This window comes from Rhodospirillales bacterium, assembly GCA_018666775.1.
In the GTDB taxonomy this organism is placed as follows: Bacteria; Pseudomonadota; Alphaproteobacteria; order SMXQ01; family SMXQ01; genus JABIXC01.
This window is the reverse complement of sequence record JABIXC010000007.1, coordinates 138,298-155,085: the sequence shown is the minus strand read 5'-3', so window position 1 is coordinate 155,085 and position 16,788 is coordinate 138,298. Positions and strand designations below refer to the sequence as shown.

General features: G+C 53.6%; 16 protein-coding genes and 1 pseudogene. 7 read left to right on the top strand and 10 right to left on the bottom strand.

The features are described 5' to 3' along the window. Window positions 1-20 precede the first annotated feature (20 nt). The 3 genes from HOJ08_02980 to rpmB all read left to right on the top strand — a co-directional run bounded on the left by HOJ08_02980 (window position 21) and on the right by rpmB (window position 3,453). On the top strand, window positions 21-2,462 hold the full coding sequence (locus HOJ08_02980; protein ID MBT5672403.1) for a hypothetical protein: 2,442 nt from the start codon (window positions 21-23) through the stop codon (window positions 2,460-2,462). A gap of 37 nt (window positions 2,463-2,499) precedes the next feature. Further along, entirely contained in the window at window positions 2,500-2,979 is a 480-nt protein-coding gene (locus HOJ08_02975; protein MBT5672402.1) for a two pore domain potassium channel family protein, read from the top strand. Between the two features lie 171 nt (window positions 2,980-3,150). Further along, entirely contained in the window at window positions 3,151-3,453 is a 303-nt protein-coding gene (gene rpmB, locus HOJ08_02970; protein MBT5672401.1) for a 50S ribosomal protein L28, read from the top strand. A gap of 68 nt (window positions 3,454-3,521) precedes the next feature. Here rpmB and HOJ08_02965 read toward each other — a convergent pair whose 3' ends face one another. The 6 genes and pseudogenes from HOJ08_02965 to HOJ08_02940 all read right to left on the bottom strand — a co-directional run bounded on the left by HOJ08_02965 (window position 3,522) and on the right by HOJ08_02940 (window position 9,747). After that, window positions 3,522-3,893, bottom strand: a complete 372-nt coding sequence (locus HOJ08_02965; protein ID MBT5672400.1) for a VOC family protein — start codon at window positions 3,891-3,893, stop codon at window positions 3,522-3,524. A gap of 92 nt (window positions 3,894-3,985) precedes the next feature. Next, window positions 3,986-4,854 (bottom strand): annotated as a pseudogene (locus HOJ08_02960) (dienelactone hydrolase family protein). 165 nt (window positions 4,855-5,019) lie between these two features. Further along, window positions 5,020-6,936 (bottom strand): cobaltochelatase subunit CobT, encoded by a 1,917-nt coding sequence (gene cobT, locus HOJ08_02955; protein ID MBT5672399.1) that lies wholly within the window; start codon window positions 6,934-6,936, stop codon window positions 5,020-5,022. Between the two features lie 28 nt (window positions 6,937-6,964). Then, on the bottom strand, window positions 6,965-7,984 hold the full coding sequence (gene cobS, locus HOJ08_02950; GenBank protein ID MBT5672398.1) for a cobaltochelatase subunit CobS: 1,020 nt from the start codon (window positions 7,982-7,984) through the stop codon (window positions 6,965-6,967). A 122-nt stretch (window positions 7,985-8,106) separates the two neighbouring features. Next, entirely contained in the window at window positions 8,107-8,454 is a 348-nt protein-coding gene (locus tag HOJ08_02945; GenBank protein ID MBT5672397.1) for a DnaJ domain-containing protein, read from the bottom strand. A gap of 354 nt (window positions 8,455-8,808) precedes the next feature. After that, window positions 8,809-9,747: a DMT family transporter gene (locus HOJ08_02940; GenBank protein MBT5672396.1), complete on the bottom strand. Its 939-nt coding sequence runs from the start codon at window positions 9,745-9,747 to the stop codon at window positions 8,809-8,811. Between the two features lie 119 nt (window positions 9,748-9,866). On the opposite strand from HOJ08_02940, the gene HOJ08_02935 reads away from it, so the two are divergent. Then, complete coding sequence (locus tag HOJ08_02935; protein ID MBT5672395.1) at window positions 9,867-10,166, top strand: BolA family transcriptional regulator; 300 nt, start codon at window positions 9,867-9,869, stop codon at window positions 10,164-10,166. 150 nt (window positions 10,167-10,316) lie between these two features. Beyond that, window positions 10,317-10,691, top strand: a complete 375-nt coding sequence (locus HOJ08_02930; GenBank protein ID MBT5672394.1) for a ribbon-helix-helix domain-containing protein — start codon at window positions 10,317-10,319, stop codon at window positions 10,689-10,691. Here HOJ08_02930 and HOJ08_02925 read toward each other — a convergent pair. The 4 genes from HOJ08_02925 to HOJ08_02910 are packed head-to-tail and all read right to left on the bottom strand — an operon-like array spanning window position 10,676 to window position 14,379. Next, a complete protein-coding gene (locus HOJ08_02925) occupies window positions 10,676-11,233 on the bottom strand; it encodes a DUF2889 domain-containing protein (protein ID MBT5672393.1) in 558 nt (185 codons plus the stop codon). The two genes, HOJ08_02930 and HOJ08_02925, sit on opposite strands and share 16 nt — an antisense overlap. 14 nt (window positions 11,234-11,247) lie before the next feature. Continuing rightward, complete coding sequence (locus HOJ08_02920) at window positions 11,248-12,564, bottom strand: HlyC/CorC family transporter (GenBank protein MBT5672392.1); 1,317 nt, start codon at window positions 12,562-12,564, stop codon at window positions 11,248-11,250. A gap of 49 nt (window positions 12,565-12,613) precedes the next feature. Next, entirely contained in the window at window positions 12,614-13,765 is a 1,152-nt protein-coding gene (locus HOJ08_02915) for a 3-dehydroquinate synthase (GenBank protein ID MBT5672391.1), read from the bottom strand. Continuing rightward, a complete protein-coding gene (locus HOJ08_02910; protein MBT5672390.1) occupies window positions 13,762-14,379 on the bottom strand; it encodes a shikimate kinase in 618 nt (205 codons plus the stop codon). The genes HOJ08_02915 and HOJ08_02910 overlap by 4 nt, the downstream gene beginning before the upstream one ends. A gap of 246 nt (window positions 14,380-14,625) precedes the next feature. Between HOJ08_02910 and HOJ08_02905 the strand changes: the two genes are divergently transcribed. Both HOJ08_02905 and HOJ08_02900 read left to right on the top strand, forming a co-directional pair. Beyond that, complete coding sequence (locus HOJ08_02905) at window positions 14,626-14,766, top strand: hypothetical protein (protein MBT5672389.1); 141 nt, start codon at window positions 14,626-14,628, stop codon at window positions 14,764-14,766. Continuing rightward, on the top strand, window positions 14,747-16,771 hold the full coding sequence (locus HOJ08_02900) for a hypothetical protein (GenBank protein MBT5672388.1): 2,025 nt from the start codon (window positions 14,747-14,749) through the stop codon (window positions 16,769-16,771). The genes HOJ08_02905 and HOJ08_02900 overlap by 20 nt, the downstream gene beginning before the upstream one ends. The last annotated feature ends 17 nt before the right edge of the window (window positions 16,772-16,788 follow it).

Sequence of the window (16,788 nt, the reverse complement as noted above, 5' to 3'; positions counted from 1 at the left end):
ATCAGAAAAAAGGGGGGGTGATGCGTAAAATCAAGATCATTCTCATAACAGGCATCGTGGTGACGATTGCGTGGTGTGGGACCGTAGGATTTTACATTACCACCCAAATTGGATGGGACGCGCTGGCGTTTCTCCTGCCCCATGAATTGGGGGCATTCAGCGCCGGCGTCTTTGCGCCGTTGGCATTTCTCTGGCTTATGCTTGTGTATCTGGCAGGAAGGGCACGGGTAACGGACGTTGCCGTGGCACTGGAAAAGCGACTTGATCAGTTGATTTATCCGGCCGATGAGGCCGATCAGCGCATTAAAGAGGTGGTCGATACCCTGGAACGTCATGGCACAGACCTGGCGGCTTCCGGTGCATTGATGGCTGAAACGGTAGAAGCACGTATGCGCAAGGCTGTGGCCGATATGGAGAGTCTTCTGGAGGGCGCTGGCCTAAGCTTTGATGCGGCCGCCAATGAGACCGTTGATCGTATTGGGGATGCAACGGTGCGTCTTGATGGGAAGCGTGAAGAACTGGCGGCCATCGCCAACCGCGTGACCTATGAAGGCGATAATCTGGGTCGGGCGTTGGCTGAACAGACTGAAGGGTTGGTGAATGCAGCCAATACCCTTTCTGAAAAAGCAGAAAGCGTTGAGCAATTAATGGCTGCTCAGCGTGCCAGTCTGGATGGTGCGGCAGATCATCTTGAAACCCGGACGGCAGCCGTTGGAGAATTGCTTTCGGAACAGATCAATCGAATTTCAAGAGAAACGGCAGATACGGCTTCTGAGGTCGAGGCGCTTGCGGAAAGTTGCCGGAAACGGGCATCGACCATGCGGGCCGAATATGTGGCCTTGACCAATGAGGCCGAACAAACGGGAAAAACCGTTGAAGACAAAGCCCGGGATCTGGTGAAAGAAGGCGAACACATGGCCGCCCAGCTGGATGAAATTGTCAAGACTTTCAGGGTGCAGGCACGGGCAATGGCCGAAGCATCAGACTATGCCTCGGATCAAATCTCTGATGCCGCTACAACCTTCGGCACACAGTCTGAAAAGGTTGCGAATTTATCAGCCACAGCACTCGACAATCTGGACACGGCCGGGGATGCGCTGTTTGAACGCAGTGTACAGTTGGAAAAAGCAGGCAATGCGGTGCAAGGCCAGGTCGAACAGGTTGGCGCCGTGTTCATGGCCCGGGCCCGAGAGCTTGAAGACACAGGTACCCGCCATATTGGGCTGATCCAGAAGGCAGGCGACGCTCTGGAAAGCCAGGGGCAAGTGCTTGACCGGGTTTCCAGTGCTGCGGCCAAACGTGCAGAGGAAACCAAGGTCTTGTTGCAAGATGAAACCCGGCATTTAACAGAGGCCGCAGAACAGGCATCGCAGCGGGCCAGCCAGATTGGTGATGCATTCGAGGTTCAGGCAAAACAATTGCTGTCTTCATCAAATGCCGCAGATGAACGGGCTGAAGAAATCCGGGAAACCATGGTGGCACAGCAGCAAGGATTGGATGCCATTAGCGATGAGCTGTCTTCGCGCACGAGTGCAATCGTTGATGCGGTTAACCGCGAAGTTGCCGTGCTGACAGAGGCCGCCACGACAGCGTCGGAACAGGCTGGAAACATCGCAGAATCCTTTCGCCGTGAAGGCACCGATATGGAAAATATCGTTCAGGAAACAGAGGTCAGGATGCAGCGCGCCGGCGATTCCCTTTCCCGGGAATCACGATTGCTTACCGAGGCGACAAACTCAGCGGTTGGCATGATCGAGTCCATTCGGGCCGCGTTTGAAGGTCAGAACGAAGCGCTTGGGGGCGCATCTGACAAAGCGGCCGAGAAAATTCACGGGGTTGGGGCTCTGTACCGCCAGCGGTCTCATGAAATAGAGCTGTCCTCAAAGGAATCAGCAGCCTATGTCGAAAAAATGAAGGATATGTTCGATGAACAGTCCCAGAGTTTTTCCGATGCCATCAGTGCCGTCGCCGTTCAGGGACAAAAAGTTGTGGATGTTTTTGTTAATCAGACCCACGACCTGATACAGGCATCAGAACGTGCATCGGAAGAAGCAAAAAAGGTTCGTATGAACACCTTTGAAGCGGGGCGTGACGATTTTCTGCGGGCGTCTAGAACCGTCATGGATGATCTGAATTCACTTGGCATCGACATGGTGAAAATTATTGATAAACCGCTTGCGGAAAAACTGTGGAACCAGTTTTCCCGTGGCGATAAGGGCGTCTTTTTACGCGCCATTTTTTCGGGAAGAGAGACCCGAAAGGTTCAGGAAAAAATTCGGGGCCTGTTTAACAGTGATCCTGATTTTCGAAAGCATGTGGAAAAATATCTGGAGCGGTTTGAACATCTTCTTTCACAGGCCGGAGAATCTGATCCGGGCAGCATTTTAAGCTCGGCTTTTGTTACGTCTGATGTTGGCAAGGTCTATGTCTTGTTGTCGCGCGCTGTTGGCCGGATGGATTGACCAGACCCGATATCAGAGCGTTTGAGGAGCACTACCCATGGCCATACCTGCAGATATGAATTCCATGTTGATCTCTATGGTGCTTGCCGTGGTTTTGGTGACCCTGTGTGTGTTGGTCCATTATGAGGTTCTGCGTTTGGCATCGAAAATGTTACCATCGCTCACCATTCGCCCACGCAACCGCATTCTGTTTATCATGGCTGCAGCGTTCTTTGCCCATACGATAGAAATCTGGATTTTTGGCATCGCCTATTGGCTGAGCGCACAGCATCTTGCCATTGGCGGGCTCATTGGCCAGGCGACGGGCGGATTTCCTGAATTCATTTATTTTTCGACCGTGAGCTATACATCTCTGGGGCTCGGCGACCTTTATCCAACGGGGGCCTTCAGGCTGTTGACCGGGGTAGAGGCCTTGGTGGGCTTGACGATGATCGCGTGGACGGGCTCGTTCACCTATCTTTCCATGCAAAAATTCTGGGATCTTCATGGGCCAAAGAAACCCCGGAAGACAGATTAAGACGAATCCAGCCATTTTGGGGCCCGATGCACCCTGAATCCCTTGACGGGGCAGGGGAAACCCGGTAAATACCCCGTTCCCCGCACGAATCGGCCTGGGTGCCAATCTGGGTGGGAATGATAAGTTCGTAATTTGTACAATAAATTCAATTAGATAGAGACAGGAAACATCATGTCACGTCGCTGCCAAATCACAGGCAAAAAGGTCATGGTCGGAAATAATGTGAGCCATGCTCACAATAAATCTCGGCGTCGGTTTCTACCTAATATCCAGCAGTCTTCCTTGCAGAGTGACGCGCTGGGCCGGATGATTCATCTCAAGATTTCAACCTCGGCCATTCGCACCATTGAACATGCGGGCGGGTTGGATGCATATCTCTTGAAGACGCCAACGCGAAAGCTTGAACCAGAAGCTCAAAAGCTCAAGCGCCAGATTGCCAAAAAGACGGCAGCGGCTGCAGAAGCGACAAGCTAAACGCTTTTATCCATTTTGAAGTTTTGGGCCTGCCATTCGGTGGGCCCTTTATTTTTTGGGCCTAGAGTTTACCCTCTGGCCATAATCTGAAGGCAATGGCCATCGGGGTCATTAAAATAGATGCATTCGGGATCACCAGATCGTCCATGCACGGCGACCCCGTTTGTTTCAAGGTTCGCTGCCACCTGATCGCGGGTTTGGTCCATGACGGTGAACGCCAGATGGCTGATCTCCAGGCCTTGGCCGGTTTCGGCTTGTTCGTCTGCTACGAACAGGCCTATCAATTGATCGCCGCAGTGAAGAAAAATATACCCCGTGCTTTCCCGTTTGATGGTCATCCCCAGAATATCAACATAAAACGTTCTGGCGATTACGGGATCGCGTACGTACAGAACGACATGGTCAATGCCTGAACATTTTATGGGGTTCTGTTTGGACATGGTTGCCTCCCTTTTTGTGTCTCGATCTGGAAGAATGCAATAGGGGGCCAGAATTGCTTCCGGCCCCCTTTAGAAAAGTCATGGGTGGCCGTTTAGCCCAGGTGTTTTTTGAAATGCGCAATGGTGCGTTTCCAGGCAAGGGCTGCGGCTTCTTTTTTATAGCGCGCGGGCCGGCCATCATTGTTGAAGGCATGGCGCGTGCCGGCATAGGTATGCGCGGTGACGTCTTTGCCCGCATCTTTCAATGCCTTTACGTATTTTTTGGCACCCCGATTAACGCCCCGGTCATTTTCAGCATAATGGAGCAAAAAGGCAGCCTTGACCGCAGCGAAGCCCTTTTTGGGCTGGCGGCCATAATAGGCGACGGCGGCTTTCAGGCCTAAATGGTGAAAGGCCAGATTATTTGACATGCTACCACCCCAGCAATACCCAACACTGCCGACCGAGCCAGAGCTGTTCTTGTGGGCACCGGCATATTTGGCCGTGGCCACAAGGTTCATGATGGTTTCGTTCTTGTTGATGTCATAGAGCATGTCACGGGCCTTATCGCGGTCCTTGGGCGTGCCGCCCACTGGTGAGATCATGTCCGGTGCGACAGCCAGAAATCCTTCAAGAGCAAAGCGCCGTGCGACATCCCGGATATGGGGGGTGAGCCCCCGATTTTCGTGGATCACAACAACGGTGGGCAGTTTGCCCTTTGCGCCCTTTGGCCGTGCCACATAGGCGGTCATTTCCCCGGTGGCGCCCGGGAATTTTTCGACGCCGGTTACCAAGCGGCTGTCTTTGACCTGAACCATGCGGCTTCGGCACCGGTGCCTTCCAGCCATGGCAGAACAGCCGCAGCAGCGGCAGCACCGCCAGCGGTTTTGACCAGTTTTTTCAGGAAATCCCGGCGCGGTTCATCGCTGTGAACATAGTCATCGTAAAGGTCGATAAATTTTTCTTTGAAGTCTTTTGTCATGGGTTTGTGCCTCCAAGCATTTTTATATGGCGAATGGAGCGCGCGGATGCCCAGACGCCAAATTTTATAAAATAAGATTTACCCCGTTTTCAGGGGCCAAGCTTCGGGGACGATTGTGTCCAGAATGTGGCCAGTAGGGGCCAGTAAGGGGAAAAGCGAAACCCTTTAGGCTTTCTTTTTAGCAGACGGTTTTGGTGTGCTTTTCGCCGTGCTTTTTACAGGGCCCTTGGGCGTGCCTTTGGCTGTCTTTTGGGCTTTTTCAGCAGCGGGGATGTAGTCCTCATCGAACAGTTCGCTTAATTTGTCCATGACCGTGCCGCCCAATTGTTCTGCATCGACCAGGGTCACGGCCCGTTTGTAATAGCGGGTTACGTCGTGGCCAATGCCGATTGCAACCAGTTCAACCGGTGAATAGCTCTCAATCCATTCAATGATCTGGCGCAAATGTTGTTCCAGATAATTTCCTGGATTAACAGAAAGGGTGGAATCATCCACCGGGGCGCCGTCTGATATCACCATCAGGATGCGGCGTTGTTCCGGGCGGGCGATCAGCCGGTTATGGGCCCATAACAGGGCCTCGCCATCGATGTTTTCCTTAAGCAAGCCTTCGCGCAGCATCAGGCCAAGGTTTTTTCGGGTGCGTCGCCACGGCATGTCGGCGGCTTTGTAGATGATATGGCGCAGATCGTTCAACCGACCGGGCCGGGGGGGCTTTCCACCAGCCAGCCACTGTTCACGGGCCTGTCCGCCCTTCCAGGCGCGGGTGGTGAAGCCTAAAATCTCTACCTTGACCCCACAGCGTTCCAGGGTGCGGGCCAGGATATCGGCGCTCATGGCGGCAAGGGTGATGGGCCGTCCCCGCATGGAACCGGAATTATCAATCAACAGGGTCACCACGGTATCGCGGAACTCCATCTCCTTTTCCATTTTAAAGGTCAAAGGATAGAGCGGATTGGTCACCACACGGTGGAGGCGTGCGGGATCGAGAATGCCTTCTTCAAGATCAAAGTCCCAGCTGCGGGCTTGTTTTGCCATCAGACGGCGCTGCAACCGGTTGGCTAGACGGCTGATGACGCCGCCCAAATTGCTAAGCTGATTATCCAGATGGTTGCGCAGACGGGTTAGTTCTTGCTCGTCACATAAATCCTTGGCGTCGATGATTTCGTCAAATGCGGTGGTATGGGCGGTGTAATTGGGTTTTTCATTCGACAATGGCCCCTGGGGTGCCCAGTGGACGTCTGGGGGCAGGGATTCGCCGTCCCCCATGCCTTCGGAAGTGTCTTCCATGGCTTCATCGGATGCGCCGCGCTCGCCGTCTTCGGAGTCGTCCGTGGATTCACCATGGGTATCCATGGAGTCTGCATCGTCTTCCATGCCTTGGGCTTCGGGGTTTTCGCTGTCGTCGTCTTCGCCTTCGCCGGCGGCTTCGCCCTCCATGTCTTCTTCGCCTTCGGCATCGCCAAGGGCCAGGTCGGTGATGAACTTGTTGAGCACCAACGCGAATTCTTCCTGATCGCCCATGGTTTCGCGCAGGTTATCGAAATCTTCGCCCGCCCGTTCCTTGACCCAGTTGCGCCAGGGATCGACAATTTCCTTGATGTTGTCGGGTGCGGGCTTTCCGGTTAATTGTTCGCGCACGATCAGGCCAATGACTTCTGGCACGGGGATGTCCTGGAATTCGTTGACGCGATCATAGGTGAGCGCCCGGCAGCGATCCGCAGTGGCCGTGTCCAGATTGTCAGAGACGCCTTTCATGCGGTTGGCACCGATGGCTTCAAACCGGGCCTGTTCCACCTCGTTATAGATTTTCCGGGCGGTTTCCCCATGGGGCATTTTGGCCGCATGCACTTTGTCATCATGAAAGCGCAGCTTTAGCGCCATGGTGTCGGCATATCCCCGGACTTTGGAAACTTCGTGCTCGGGCAGAGAACGGGGTGGCGTTTGCAGACGCGCATTTTTACCCCGGATGCGGGGTGGGTCCGGGGTGAATTCAACTTCCAGCTCGCGTTTGTGGGAAACCGCACGCATGGCTGCTGCGGTGGCGCGTCTGAATTCCTCGACTGGATTATCTTTTGTGCTCATGGCGATTTTCTTCGGTCAGACCCTGCGATCAGGATGTGCCTTCGTCGTCCTGTTCTGCATGGACCGATTCCGGCAATTCCTCACCGAAGCAGCGCTGGTAATATTCGGCGACCGTTGCCCGTTCCATTTCATCGCATCTGTTGAGGAACGTCACCCGGAATGCATGGGCGATGTCTTCAAATATCTGGATGTTTTCTGCCCAGGTAATGACGGTTCTAGGCGACATCACGGTGGAGATATCCCCCGCAATGAACCCTGCGCGAGTAAGATCGGCCAGTGAAATCATGTTGGCCACGGTTTCCTTGCCCTTTTTATTGTCGTACCAAGGGGCCTTGGCGAGGACGATTTTCATTTCATCTTCATGGGGCAGGTAATTGAGCGTGGCAATGATGTGCCAGCGATCAAGTTGGCCCTGATTAAGCTGTTGGGTGCCGTGATACAGGCCCGTTGTGTCGCCAAGCCCCACCGTGTTGGCGGTGGCAAACAGGCGGAAAGAGGGATGGGGGCTGATCACCTTGTTCTGATCAACCAGGGTCAGCTTGCCGTTTACTTCGAGAATGCGCTGGATCACAAACATGACATCAGGTCGGCCCGCATCATATTCATCGAACACCAATGCCGTCGGGCTTTGCAGGGCCCATGGCAGAATGCCTTCACGATATTCCGTGACCTGTTGGCCTTCACGCAGGACGATGGCGTCTTTGCCCAAAAGATCAATCCGGCTGATGTGGCTATCAAGGTTGACCCGGACACAGGGCCAGTTCAGCCGCGATGCCACTTGTTCAATATGGGTGGACTTGCCGGTGCCGTGATAGCCCTGAATCATAACCCGCCGGTTGTGGGCAAAGCCCGCAAGAATGGCAAGGGTCGTTGATTCGTCAAAGTGGTAGCTATCGTCGCGTTCCGGGACATGTTCGCTGGCGACGCTGAAGCCCGGGACCTTCATGTCGCTATCAATGCCAAAGGCTTTGCGAACAGAAATTTCGATATCGGGAGCGTCAAGCGGGTGAACGGTTTGATCTGATTCGGTGCTGAGGTTCGTTGCCATAAAAATTTTTTCCATTTTGTAAAAACCCAAACGATGGGCAATCAAGTGGTGTGGGGTATTTCCTGGATGGTCAAGCGGGCGCTCCCGCAAACTAGCCAAGAGATATCCCACGGCGTGAATGTTCAAGGACCGAATTGCTTTTTCAACGTTGCATAGGCCCGATTTATCAATTTTAGCCGTTCTTCTGCCGCCTTGTCGCCCCCATTAGCATCAGGATGGTGTTGTTTTGCTAATTTTTTATATTGTGTTTTAACCCCAGCGGCGGTGATGGGGGGTGAAAGTTCAAAAATATCCAGGGCTTCGGCAAGGGAATCCTGTTCATTTTTTCCTAAATTTCCGCCATTTTCTGCCGTTTTTTCCTGATTTTCCTTGCGCTTCTGCTTTGCTCGCTTGCCCTTTTTAAACAATCCGAACTGATCGCGCATTTGATCAAACTGGTCAAATTGGGCTTGAGAAAAATTCTTTCCCAATTTGCCCAAAGGCCAGGTTGGGCGCCATCCGACGACGTCTTCGCGGATCAAGTGTTCAATTTGATCTTCATTTTTGCCGAGGCAGAAATTCCAGGCCTTGTTGTATTCTCGAACATGGTCGAGGCAAAACCAGTAATGACTGTCTAGTTTATCGGGAGATACCGGTGCCCGGTAGAGCCCGGGACCTTTGCATTTATTGATCTCACACAATTTTTCAGCCTCCGCATCAGGGTCTGGCTCAGGGATGGTGGTGACCTGTGGCTTGCTTCTGCGGGGGCCAGTTTTTGAGTAATCTCTAGACATCAGCCAAATATGCTGTCTTCTGGCGCTTGGTGCAAGGGGCCCAATGGCGCGTTATCCCGGTTTCTTTGTTGTTTCCACAGCGATCAGGGCAAGCCCTAGGGCGATCAGGATAAATCCTGCAATGTTGGCAAAGCTGAGCGGTTCGTTCAGCCAAATCGCCGATGCAATCATCCCCACCACCGGCACCCCAAGAGACCCGATGGCGGTGGTGATGGCAGGTAAGGCCCGGTTGACCGATACCCATGCCCAAAAGGCAAACCCGGTGGCAATGGGCCCGTTATACGCAAGGGCTGCAATCAGGGTCGGGGTCAGGTGAATGTCCGATGGGCTTTCCCACAGATAGGCACACAGGGCCAAAGGCACACTGCCGATCAACATCTGCCAAGGTGCCAGTTGCAAGGGGGTGGCGCGAAAGGGGTGGGCACGAATGTGAACAATGGACAGCGCCCATGCAAAGGCTGCGGCCAGAAGCAACCCGTTGCCCGTAAGGGCCCGGCCATCGGTCCAATCAAATCCACCAGCTTCACCTACGGACCCAAATGGATTAAACAACACCATGATGCCAGCCAGCCCGCAGATCAGCCCCCCAAGTTTGCCCCTGCTCAGGCGTTCGCCCAAAAACCATACCGCCAGTGGGGTGACCCAGATCATGGTGGTGTAGCTGAGGATGACAGCGCGTCCGGCCTCAACCCGTTCAAGGCCGAGGTTAATCAGCGCCAAAAACGCCGCCAGCTGTAGAATACCGACGCTGATGACCACGGGCCAATCATGTCGTTCGGGAATTTTGAACTGTTTCATGGCAATCAAGATGATACTGAGGCACAAGGCACCCAGTAACAGGCGAATAAGGCCAAAGGTGACGGGTGGCACATCGGTCAGGACGATTTTCATAATCGGCCAGTTCAGCCCCCAGATCACAATTACGCCAAGGGCTAAAACCCCGGCGGTTCGGTGCGAAATAAGACGGGAAGGTTCAGGGGGAGACGACATCAGGCCAACTTACCTGTTACGGGGCTTTGTAGGTGGGAAAAAAACACAGAGAATGTAATAAATGCATGTAATAAATGAACATTAGTCACAGCCCCCGATGGGGCAGTCAGGAATCAGATATGGAATCTGGAACAGAGGGTACAGTCGCCTTGTTGATTAGAAACAAGCTTGAGCTGGCCCTGAAGCCTCGGCGTCTCGACATAGCTGATGATTCCCATCTCCATGCGGGCCATGCAGGGGCCAGCGTTGATGGCGAAAGCCATTTCCGGTTGGTGGTGGTCGCCGCTGCATTTGAAGGTTTGTCGCGGGTTGATCGCCAGCGTTTGGTCTATGAAATTTTGGCCGATGAACTGGCCGGGCCGGTTCACGCACTTTCCCTGAGCGCCATTACCCCCCAACAGGATTCTACAGAATCATAATTTGCGTTTGGCTCTTCGTGATATTACTAATGCGTATTAGAATGTTTCTAGTTGTATTCATGCGCCCGTTGGTTAAAATCAAAATCAACGGTGGTGTTGCGCGGGTATTGGAAGTGCGCTTTTTTACACAGGACTGTTTGGAGACTTGCAATGTTGATATGCAAGAACGTCAATGTCAGCGATCGTCGGACCAGCATCCGGCTTGAAGAAGAGCTGTGGGCTGCGGCAAAAGAATTGTGTGTCCGTGAAGGCATGACCCTTCATGAACTGTGCACCCTGATCGACCATGTTCGAAAAAACAGCAGCCTGACGGCAGCCTTAAGGGTCTTTTTGGTCGTTTATTATCGCCTGGCGTCGACCGAAGATGGCCATGATCTTGTTGGCCACGGTCATCTGGCCAATCCCCGTCCCCGGGGTGCAGACCGGTGGCGTTCCGTTATTGCAGAAGTTTTCTCAGATGCCTCAGATGCCCCGGCCCAATCGGAATTGGGCGTCAACAATTCGGGCCATCACGACCCTTTGTAAAATTCAGGCCAGCGTTCCTTAACCGCATCCCCATCAGATTTAAAGACGTGGCATGTATCGATGCGCGCCGGTTTTTTGCGATCGGTGCCTTTTGCCTGATCCTGGGCGGCAAGGGCACGGGATGGGCCAAGGGTTTGAAAGGCAACGGTCGCCAGCGGTCCCAGCATTTCCACCAGATGAACACAGCCTTTAACGCCCCCCAGTAATTCGCGAACCTTGCGGTTCCACCCGGGGGCAATGCAAATGCCTTCCAGAATTTTGAAGTCAGGGGCGATGTCAGGACAAATGGGGTGGGGGCCACTATCGATGGAGGCTTCGACGGATTTGATGGTCAGGGTGATATCCACGGTGATGCGAATCCACATGTCGTGAACGGGCTCTCCTGCCTTGATATCACCGCGCCAGGAATTGTTGAACGTGTATCCCTTGATGTCGCGAAGGTGACCTTCGATGTCCCATAACCCGTCTTCACGTTCATATCCGGAAAGATCAATGGTGCGGTTGTGGCGACGGTTTCTGGCAACGGGATCGCTAAGGGGCATGGGGTTGGTCCTTTTTAAATTTGACTGGCTTGATTGTCGCCAGTGTCGCTGTATTGATCTGATTGATCCATATTGGGGGTGATGCGCAGGGCCGATATACGATTGCCGCTGCGCGCCAGTATCTCAAACCGGTAACCGAAAAACATAAATATTTGGCCCGCATCGGGAATAAGCCGGGATTCGTGCAAAACAAGCCCGGCAATGGTGGCCGCATCTTCATCGGGCAATTGCCAATCAAATTCACGGTTCAGGTCACGGATGGTGACATCGCCATCAACGATGATATCACCGTCGGGTTGGGGCCTGATTCCTTTGTGGCGCACGTCGTGTTCATCGGAAATGTCGCCAACAATTTCTTCTAAAATGTCTTCAAGGGTAACAATGCCCATAAGGTCACCGTATTCATCCACCACCAGGGCGAAATGTTCCCGGCGTTTTCTGAATGCCCTTAATTGGGACAGAAGGTCGGTCGATTCCGGGATAAACCAGGGAACCGTTGCCAAATCCGCCACTTTCAGGGTTTCAAGGTTACCGGGATGCTTTTCAATTTCCCGGAGCAACGCCTTGGCATGCAGGACGCCAATGATATTTTCTGGTTTGTCCCGCCATAATGGAATGCGCGTGAAGGGGCTTTCTACCACCTGGTGCATAATTTCGGGTGTTGGTAAATCGGCATCAATTGCGGCAACAGCGGAGCGATGGATCATGACTTCGCCCACTTCCACATCATCAAGATCCAAAATGGAGTGGAGCATGCTTTTTTCATCGCGGAAAAGAACATCATCGCCCTTGTGCAGCTCAATGGCACCCCGCAATTCTTCTTCTACGAATGCCTGTGGTTGGCCGTTGGAAAGGGTGATTCCAAAGATGCGCAGGATCAATCCGACAATGACCTGGGTGGCGCGCGAAAAGGGCGAAAACAAAACAACAAAGATGCGCAGGATGGGGGCCACCGCCAGGGCCATGCGATCGGCATGGGTAAGGGCATAGGTTTTGGGCAAGACTTCTGCAAAGACCACCACAAGGACGGTCATGGCAATGGTTGCATAGGCAATTCCGGCCGTGCCAAACAGCTCGATCAGGATGCCGGTTGCCAGAACCGATGCCAGAATGTTGACCAGATTGTTGCCAATCAAAATGGCCCCAATCAAACGGCCTTTATCGGCACTCAATTCATTGACCATGCGCGCACGGGTATGACCATTTCGTTCAAGCTGATGGAGAAGCGGTCGTGAAACCGCAGTGAGTGCGGTTTCAGAGCCAGAAAAAAAGGCCGAAAGAATCAACAGGACAAGAATGCCCCACAACGTCATTATCAGGAACTGATCCATCGGTTTTTAGTCTCTGACCTTTCTCTGGCAATCAATTTCTAAAATGCATTCAGCCCTTAAGGCTGTGTTCCAATACGCGTGCGACTTGTGCCATATCAACGTCGTGGGCGATCACGGCCTTGCCAATGTCATGGGCCAGAATAAAGGTGATCTGGCCTTTGACGACCTTTTTATCATGGTGCATATGCGCCAATAGCGTGTCCGTGTCAAAGCCCCGGCCTTTGGGTGTTATGGGCAGTCCTACGGCATCAAAATGGGCTTTTAAACGGGTTGCAGCCCCGGCTGGGCAAAGGTTTAAGGCTTCGGACAATTCAAAGGCCAAAATCATGCCGATCCCGACCGCTTCGCCATGAAGCAGGGCATCGGAAAAGCCACTTTCTGCCTCCATGGCATGGGCGAATGTGTGGCCAAGATTAAGCAGTGCCCGATTTCCCAATTCATGTTCATCCCCGGAAACGATTTGCGCTTTGGCCCGACAGCTCTGCGCGATGGCCTCTATTCGGGCGGCTTTGTCGCCATCGATCAGGGCGGCCCCGTGTTCTTCCAGCCATTCAAAAAAACCGACGTCTCCAATCAGGCCGTATTTAACAACTTCTGCGTAGCCTGCCAGCAATTGTCGGCGGGGCAAGGTATCCAGAACATCAATGTCGGCCAAGACCATGCGGGGTTGATAAAAGGCCCCAACCAGATTTTTGCCCTGTGTGGTGTTGATCCCGGTTTTGCCGCCGACGGATGAATCGACCTGTGCCAAAAGGGTGGTTGGAATCTGGATGAAATCGATTCCGCGCAAGGCGATGGCCGCAGCAAAGCCGGTAATGTCGCCGATGACACCGCCGCCAAATGCAATCAAGGTTGTGCGCCGCTCCAGGCCCCCTGACAGCAATTCATCAATTAATTTTTCCAGATTGGAAAAGCTTTTGGTGTGTTCTCCGGGTTCCAGCGTGACAGTTCGGTATCCAAGCCCCGCTGCCTTCAGACTGGCTTCCAGGGTAGACAGGTGATGGCTGGCGACCGTGGTATCGGTCACGATGATAATGCCGTCTTTCAGACCATGTTCACCCAGCAAGGGGGCCAGATGATTTCCAGCCTGACCCAACAAGCCAGATCCCACCCGAATTTCATAGGATCGCTCACCCAGTTCAACGTCTATGGTGCTTGCTGCGGTGTTTGCTGTGGTGCTTGTTGGGGAATTTCCCGTCATTTCGTGTCCATTTTCCGGGTGGTTGTTTTTTTCGGGGCCGCCAGAGGCTTCAGGCCTGTGTAATCTTCAAGGGCCGCAATGACCTGTTCGGTCACTTTGTTGGATGGATCGTCAGAAGTTTCCACCCTTATATCGGCTTTCGCATAAATAGGGTCACGGATTTTCATTAATTCATCAATAACTTGGCGGGGATCGGCATTTTTGATCAGAGGGCGTCCCCCGCGCCGTGACACGCGTTTGACGAGGGTATCAAGATCGGCATGAAGCCAGACCGAAATGGCATTTTTGGCAATGTGTTCGCGGGTTTCCGGGTCCATGAAGGCGCCCCCCCCGGTTGCGATGATCCGGACTGGGCCATCCAGCAGACGGGCGATGACACTGCGTTCTCCGGAACGGAAGGATGGTTCGCCATGGGTTTCAAAGATTTCTTCAATGCTACAGCCTGCGGCGGCAACGATTTCTGCATCGGCATCAACAAAGTCCATTTTCAGGCGTTTTGCCAGCATCCGTCCAATGCTGGTTTTTCCTGTGCCCATTAGCCCAACCATCACGACCGACTTTTCCAGGTGCGCCCCGGGGGGTAACGTGGTTTCGGCGGTTGTTGGGGACCTCATTTTTGTATTCCTATAATGATTAGCCCGATTAAGGCTGGGGTTTGGATCATCCAGTTTGTTTGACAGTATTGCATGACAGGCCGACACCCGCTAATTTGCCGAAAATTGCCGCAAAAATGCCACAGTCAAATTTTAGTGTAAATAGAATAGCATAGGAATGTGATCAGATTAATGGTTTGGGTTTCCAGCCTCGATAGTGTGCTGTGAACCTTGGTATGAAAACTTTATCTCCGCTCTGAATGGGTCATGACGAAAATTTCAAAAATTCTTATTATTATCCTTGTTCTTGCCTTTGGTGCCGTGGGGGTCTTTCTCGCCAGTTGGGAAATGCCACCGCCTTTGGCTAAGGTGGAAAAGGTGCTGCCTAATGACCGTGTCTTGCGTTAAGCCCATGACAGGATTTCGAACCCTGTTGGCGGCGTCCTGTTTGACGGCCTTGATGATCCCCATGGGCAGTTCCGGCGCGGGGGCTCAGGCAAAGATTTTGCCGCCAGAAAATCTGGCACCTCCAAAGCCGCTTGGCGCCTCAGGTGCGGCGAGCGCTTCAAAGGCTTTGCCAGCACAACTGCCCAAGAAACTTCCATCCACGGTATCCCCGATCCCGGTATCTGTAACCCCAGTTTCGCCATCACCTGCCCCATCAAAGGGCATTAAGGTCGATACCCTTGGCGCCATTGACCCCAATTCGGTTGGGTTGCTGGATGCTAAGGCAGGGGGGCTTGGCATTGATATGTGGAAGGGCACCAGCGCTGATCTGGTTTCAAAATATTTGCCCCGCCTTCCGGCCCCTCCCGGACTGGCCTCTGCACGGTCTTTGGTGCGGCGCTTGCTTTTAAGTGCGGCCCGCCCGCCTGTAGCGCATAAACCCGCCGTAAAAAAATCCGGTGTAGATGCAAAAAAGGAACCCAGTCTTGTCGCCAGGCGTGTGGACAGAATTTTGGCCCTTGGTGATCTGGAATCCGCCGCTGCCCTGTTGCGGGTTGTGCCCGTGCGCACGCCAGAAGAAGCCATCGCCATCGCGCGCAGGGATGTGGCATTTTTGTTGAATGACAATGCCGGGGCTTGCGCTGAAAGCCAGTCCAGAATTCGCCAGTTTCAGAGTGTTTCATGGCGCAAGGCGCTGGTTTTTTGCCAGTTAATTGCAGGCGAGGGGGCCAAGGCTTCTATTGGTGCGGAACTGTTGCGCGAACAAGAGATGGAAGACGAAGCCTTTTTTAGTCTGGTTCAAATTTTGGGGGGTGATCGCGGCACGGCCTTTGCGGCACCCGATCAGCCCAAGCCACTTCATCTGGCAATGATGCGGGCGGGTAGAATCCAAATTCCCGATGCCGTTGTTGAAAAAGGTAGTGCCGCGATGTTGCGTTCTGTTGCCTTCAGCCCCAATGCCACCCTTGATTCGCGCCTGGACGCGGCAGAGCGGGCAGAGGCATATGGCACCTTAAAGCCATCTTCTCTGGCAAAACTTTATGGCTCTATTAATTTTCCGCCAGCCGATATTGCAGGTGCCTTGACCCAGGCAGACAAGCTTTCAGGCCCGCGCGCACGCGCACTTCTCTATCATGCTGCCCAAACCCAGACCGTTGCGGCGGCCAGGGCTGAAATTCTTGCCAAGGTGTTTTCATTGGCCAGAGCACAAGGGCGAACCGGCACGGCGGTCAGGGTGTTTATGCCCATCCTTGCACAGGTTGATCCATCTGATGAACTGGCCTGGTTTGCCCGTGAAGCTGCCCGCGCGCTCTATCTGGCAGGTGCCGTTCATGTGGCCGATGGCTGGCTTGAATTGGCCACCCGCGTAGGACAGCCGCCTAAGGAAAATCCGGATAAGGCTTCCATGCATGCATCGGTCCCGGCAGACGTTGCCCTTTGGCCGCTTTCGGTTCTGGCGTCGGTGCCGCTGAAATCGCAACTGATTCCGACAGGCGCTGAGGTGTCCACTGGTGTGGTTCCCAATGGGGAGACCAGTGTTACAGAGACCAGTGTGATCGAACCCGTTGGGGCAGCGCCATTTGATGTGGCGAAGTTCGAACGGTGGTGGAAATCAAACAAATCTGCGGGCGATGATGTTCAAAGGCAACGGGCCTCGCTTTTTCTGGCACTGGCCGAAGCCCTGGGCATCAAGGTGCCAGGGGTTGTCTGGTTGAAGGTTGCCACAGACGGGCGGGAAAATGCGACCCTGGCCCAGCCTGGGTTGATCAAGGCGCTTGAACATGGGGCAAAGGCCGGGCGTTTGGCTGAAACCGTTCTTTTATCGGCGATCGCACTTGGCGATGAGGCTCCGGGAAAGCTGCATCCCAGCATTATAGCACCCGTGGTTCGATCCTTAATCATCGCCGGATTTAGCGCAGAAGCCCGGGCAATGGCTGTGGAAACAGTTTTCGGAGCCGGTCTTTAAAGCGGGTCTTTAAGACC

What these genes read in the sequence shown, in the direction of transcription:
- HOJ08_02980 (MBT5672403.1), top strand. Translation starts at nt 21, where the DNA reads ATGCGTAAAATCAAGATCATTCTCATAACAGGCATCGTGGTGACGATT.
- HOJ08_02975 (MBT5672402.1), top strand. Translation starts at nt 2,500, where the DNA reads ATGGCCATACCTGCAGATATGAATTCCATGTTGATCTCTATGGTGCTT.
- rpmB (MBT5672401.1), top strand. Translation starts at nt 3,151, where the DNA reads ATGTCACGTCGCTGCCAAATCACAGGCAAAAAGGTCATGGTCGGAAAT.
- HOJ08_02965 (MBT5672400.1), bottom strand. Translation starts at nt 3,893, where the DNA reads ATGTCCAAACAGAACCCCATAAAATGTTCAGGCATTGACCATGTCGTT.
- cobT (MBT5672399.1), bottom strand. Translation starts at nt 6,936, where the DNA reads ATGAGCACAAAAGATAATCCAGTCGAGGAATTCAGACGCGCCACCGCA.
- cobS (MBT5672398.1), bottom strand. Translation starts at nt 7,984, where the DNA reads ATGGCAACGAACCTCAGCACCGAATCAGATCAAACCGTTCACCCGCTT.
- HOJ08_02940 (MBT5672396.1), bottom strand. Translation starts at nt 9,747, where the DNA reads ATGTCGTCTCCCCCTGAACCTTCCCGTCTTATTTCGCACCGAACCGCC.
- HOJ08_02935 (MBT5672395.1), top strand. Translation starts at nt 9,867, where the DNA reads ATGGAATCTGGAACAGAGGGTACAGTCGCCTTGTTGATTAGAAACAAG.
- HOJ08_02930 (MBT5672394.1), top strand. Translation starts at nt 10,317, where the DNA reads ATGTTGATATGCAAGAACGTCAATGTCAGCGATCGTCGGACCAGCATC.
- HOJ08_02925 (MBT5672393.1), bottom strand. Translation starts at nt 11,233, where the DNA reads ATGCCCCTTAGCGATCCCGTTGCCAGAAACCGTCGCCACAACCGCACC.
- HOJ08_02920 (MBT5672392.1), bottom strand. Translation starts at nt 12,564, where the DNA reads ATGGATCAGTTCCTGATAATGACGTTGTGGGGCATTCTTGTCCTGTTG.
- HOJ08_02915 (MBT5672391.1), bottom strand. Translation starts at nt 13,765, where the DNA reads ATGACGGGAAATTCCCCAACAAGCACCACAGCAAACACCGCAGCAAGC.
- HOJ08_02910 (MBT5672390.1), bottom strand. Translation starts at nt 14,379, where the DNA reads ATGAGGTCCCCAACAACCGCCGAAACCACGTTACCCCCCGGGGCGCAC.
- HOJ08_02905 (MBT5672389.1), top strand. Translation starts at nt 14,626, where the DNA reads ATGACGAAAATTTCAAAAATTCTTATTATTATCCTTGTTCTTGCCTTT.
- HOJ08_02900 (MBT5672388.1), top strand. Translation starts at nt 14,747, where the DNA reads ATGACCGTGTCTTGCGTTAAGCCCATGACAGGATTTCGAACCCTGTTG.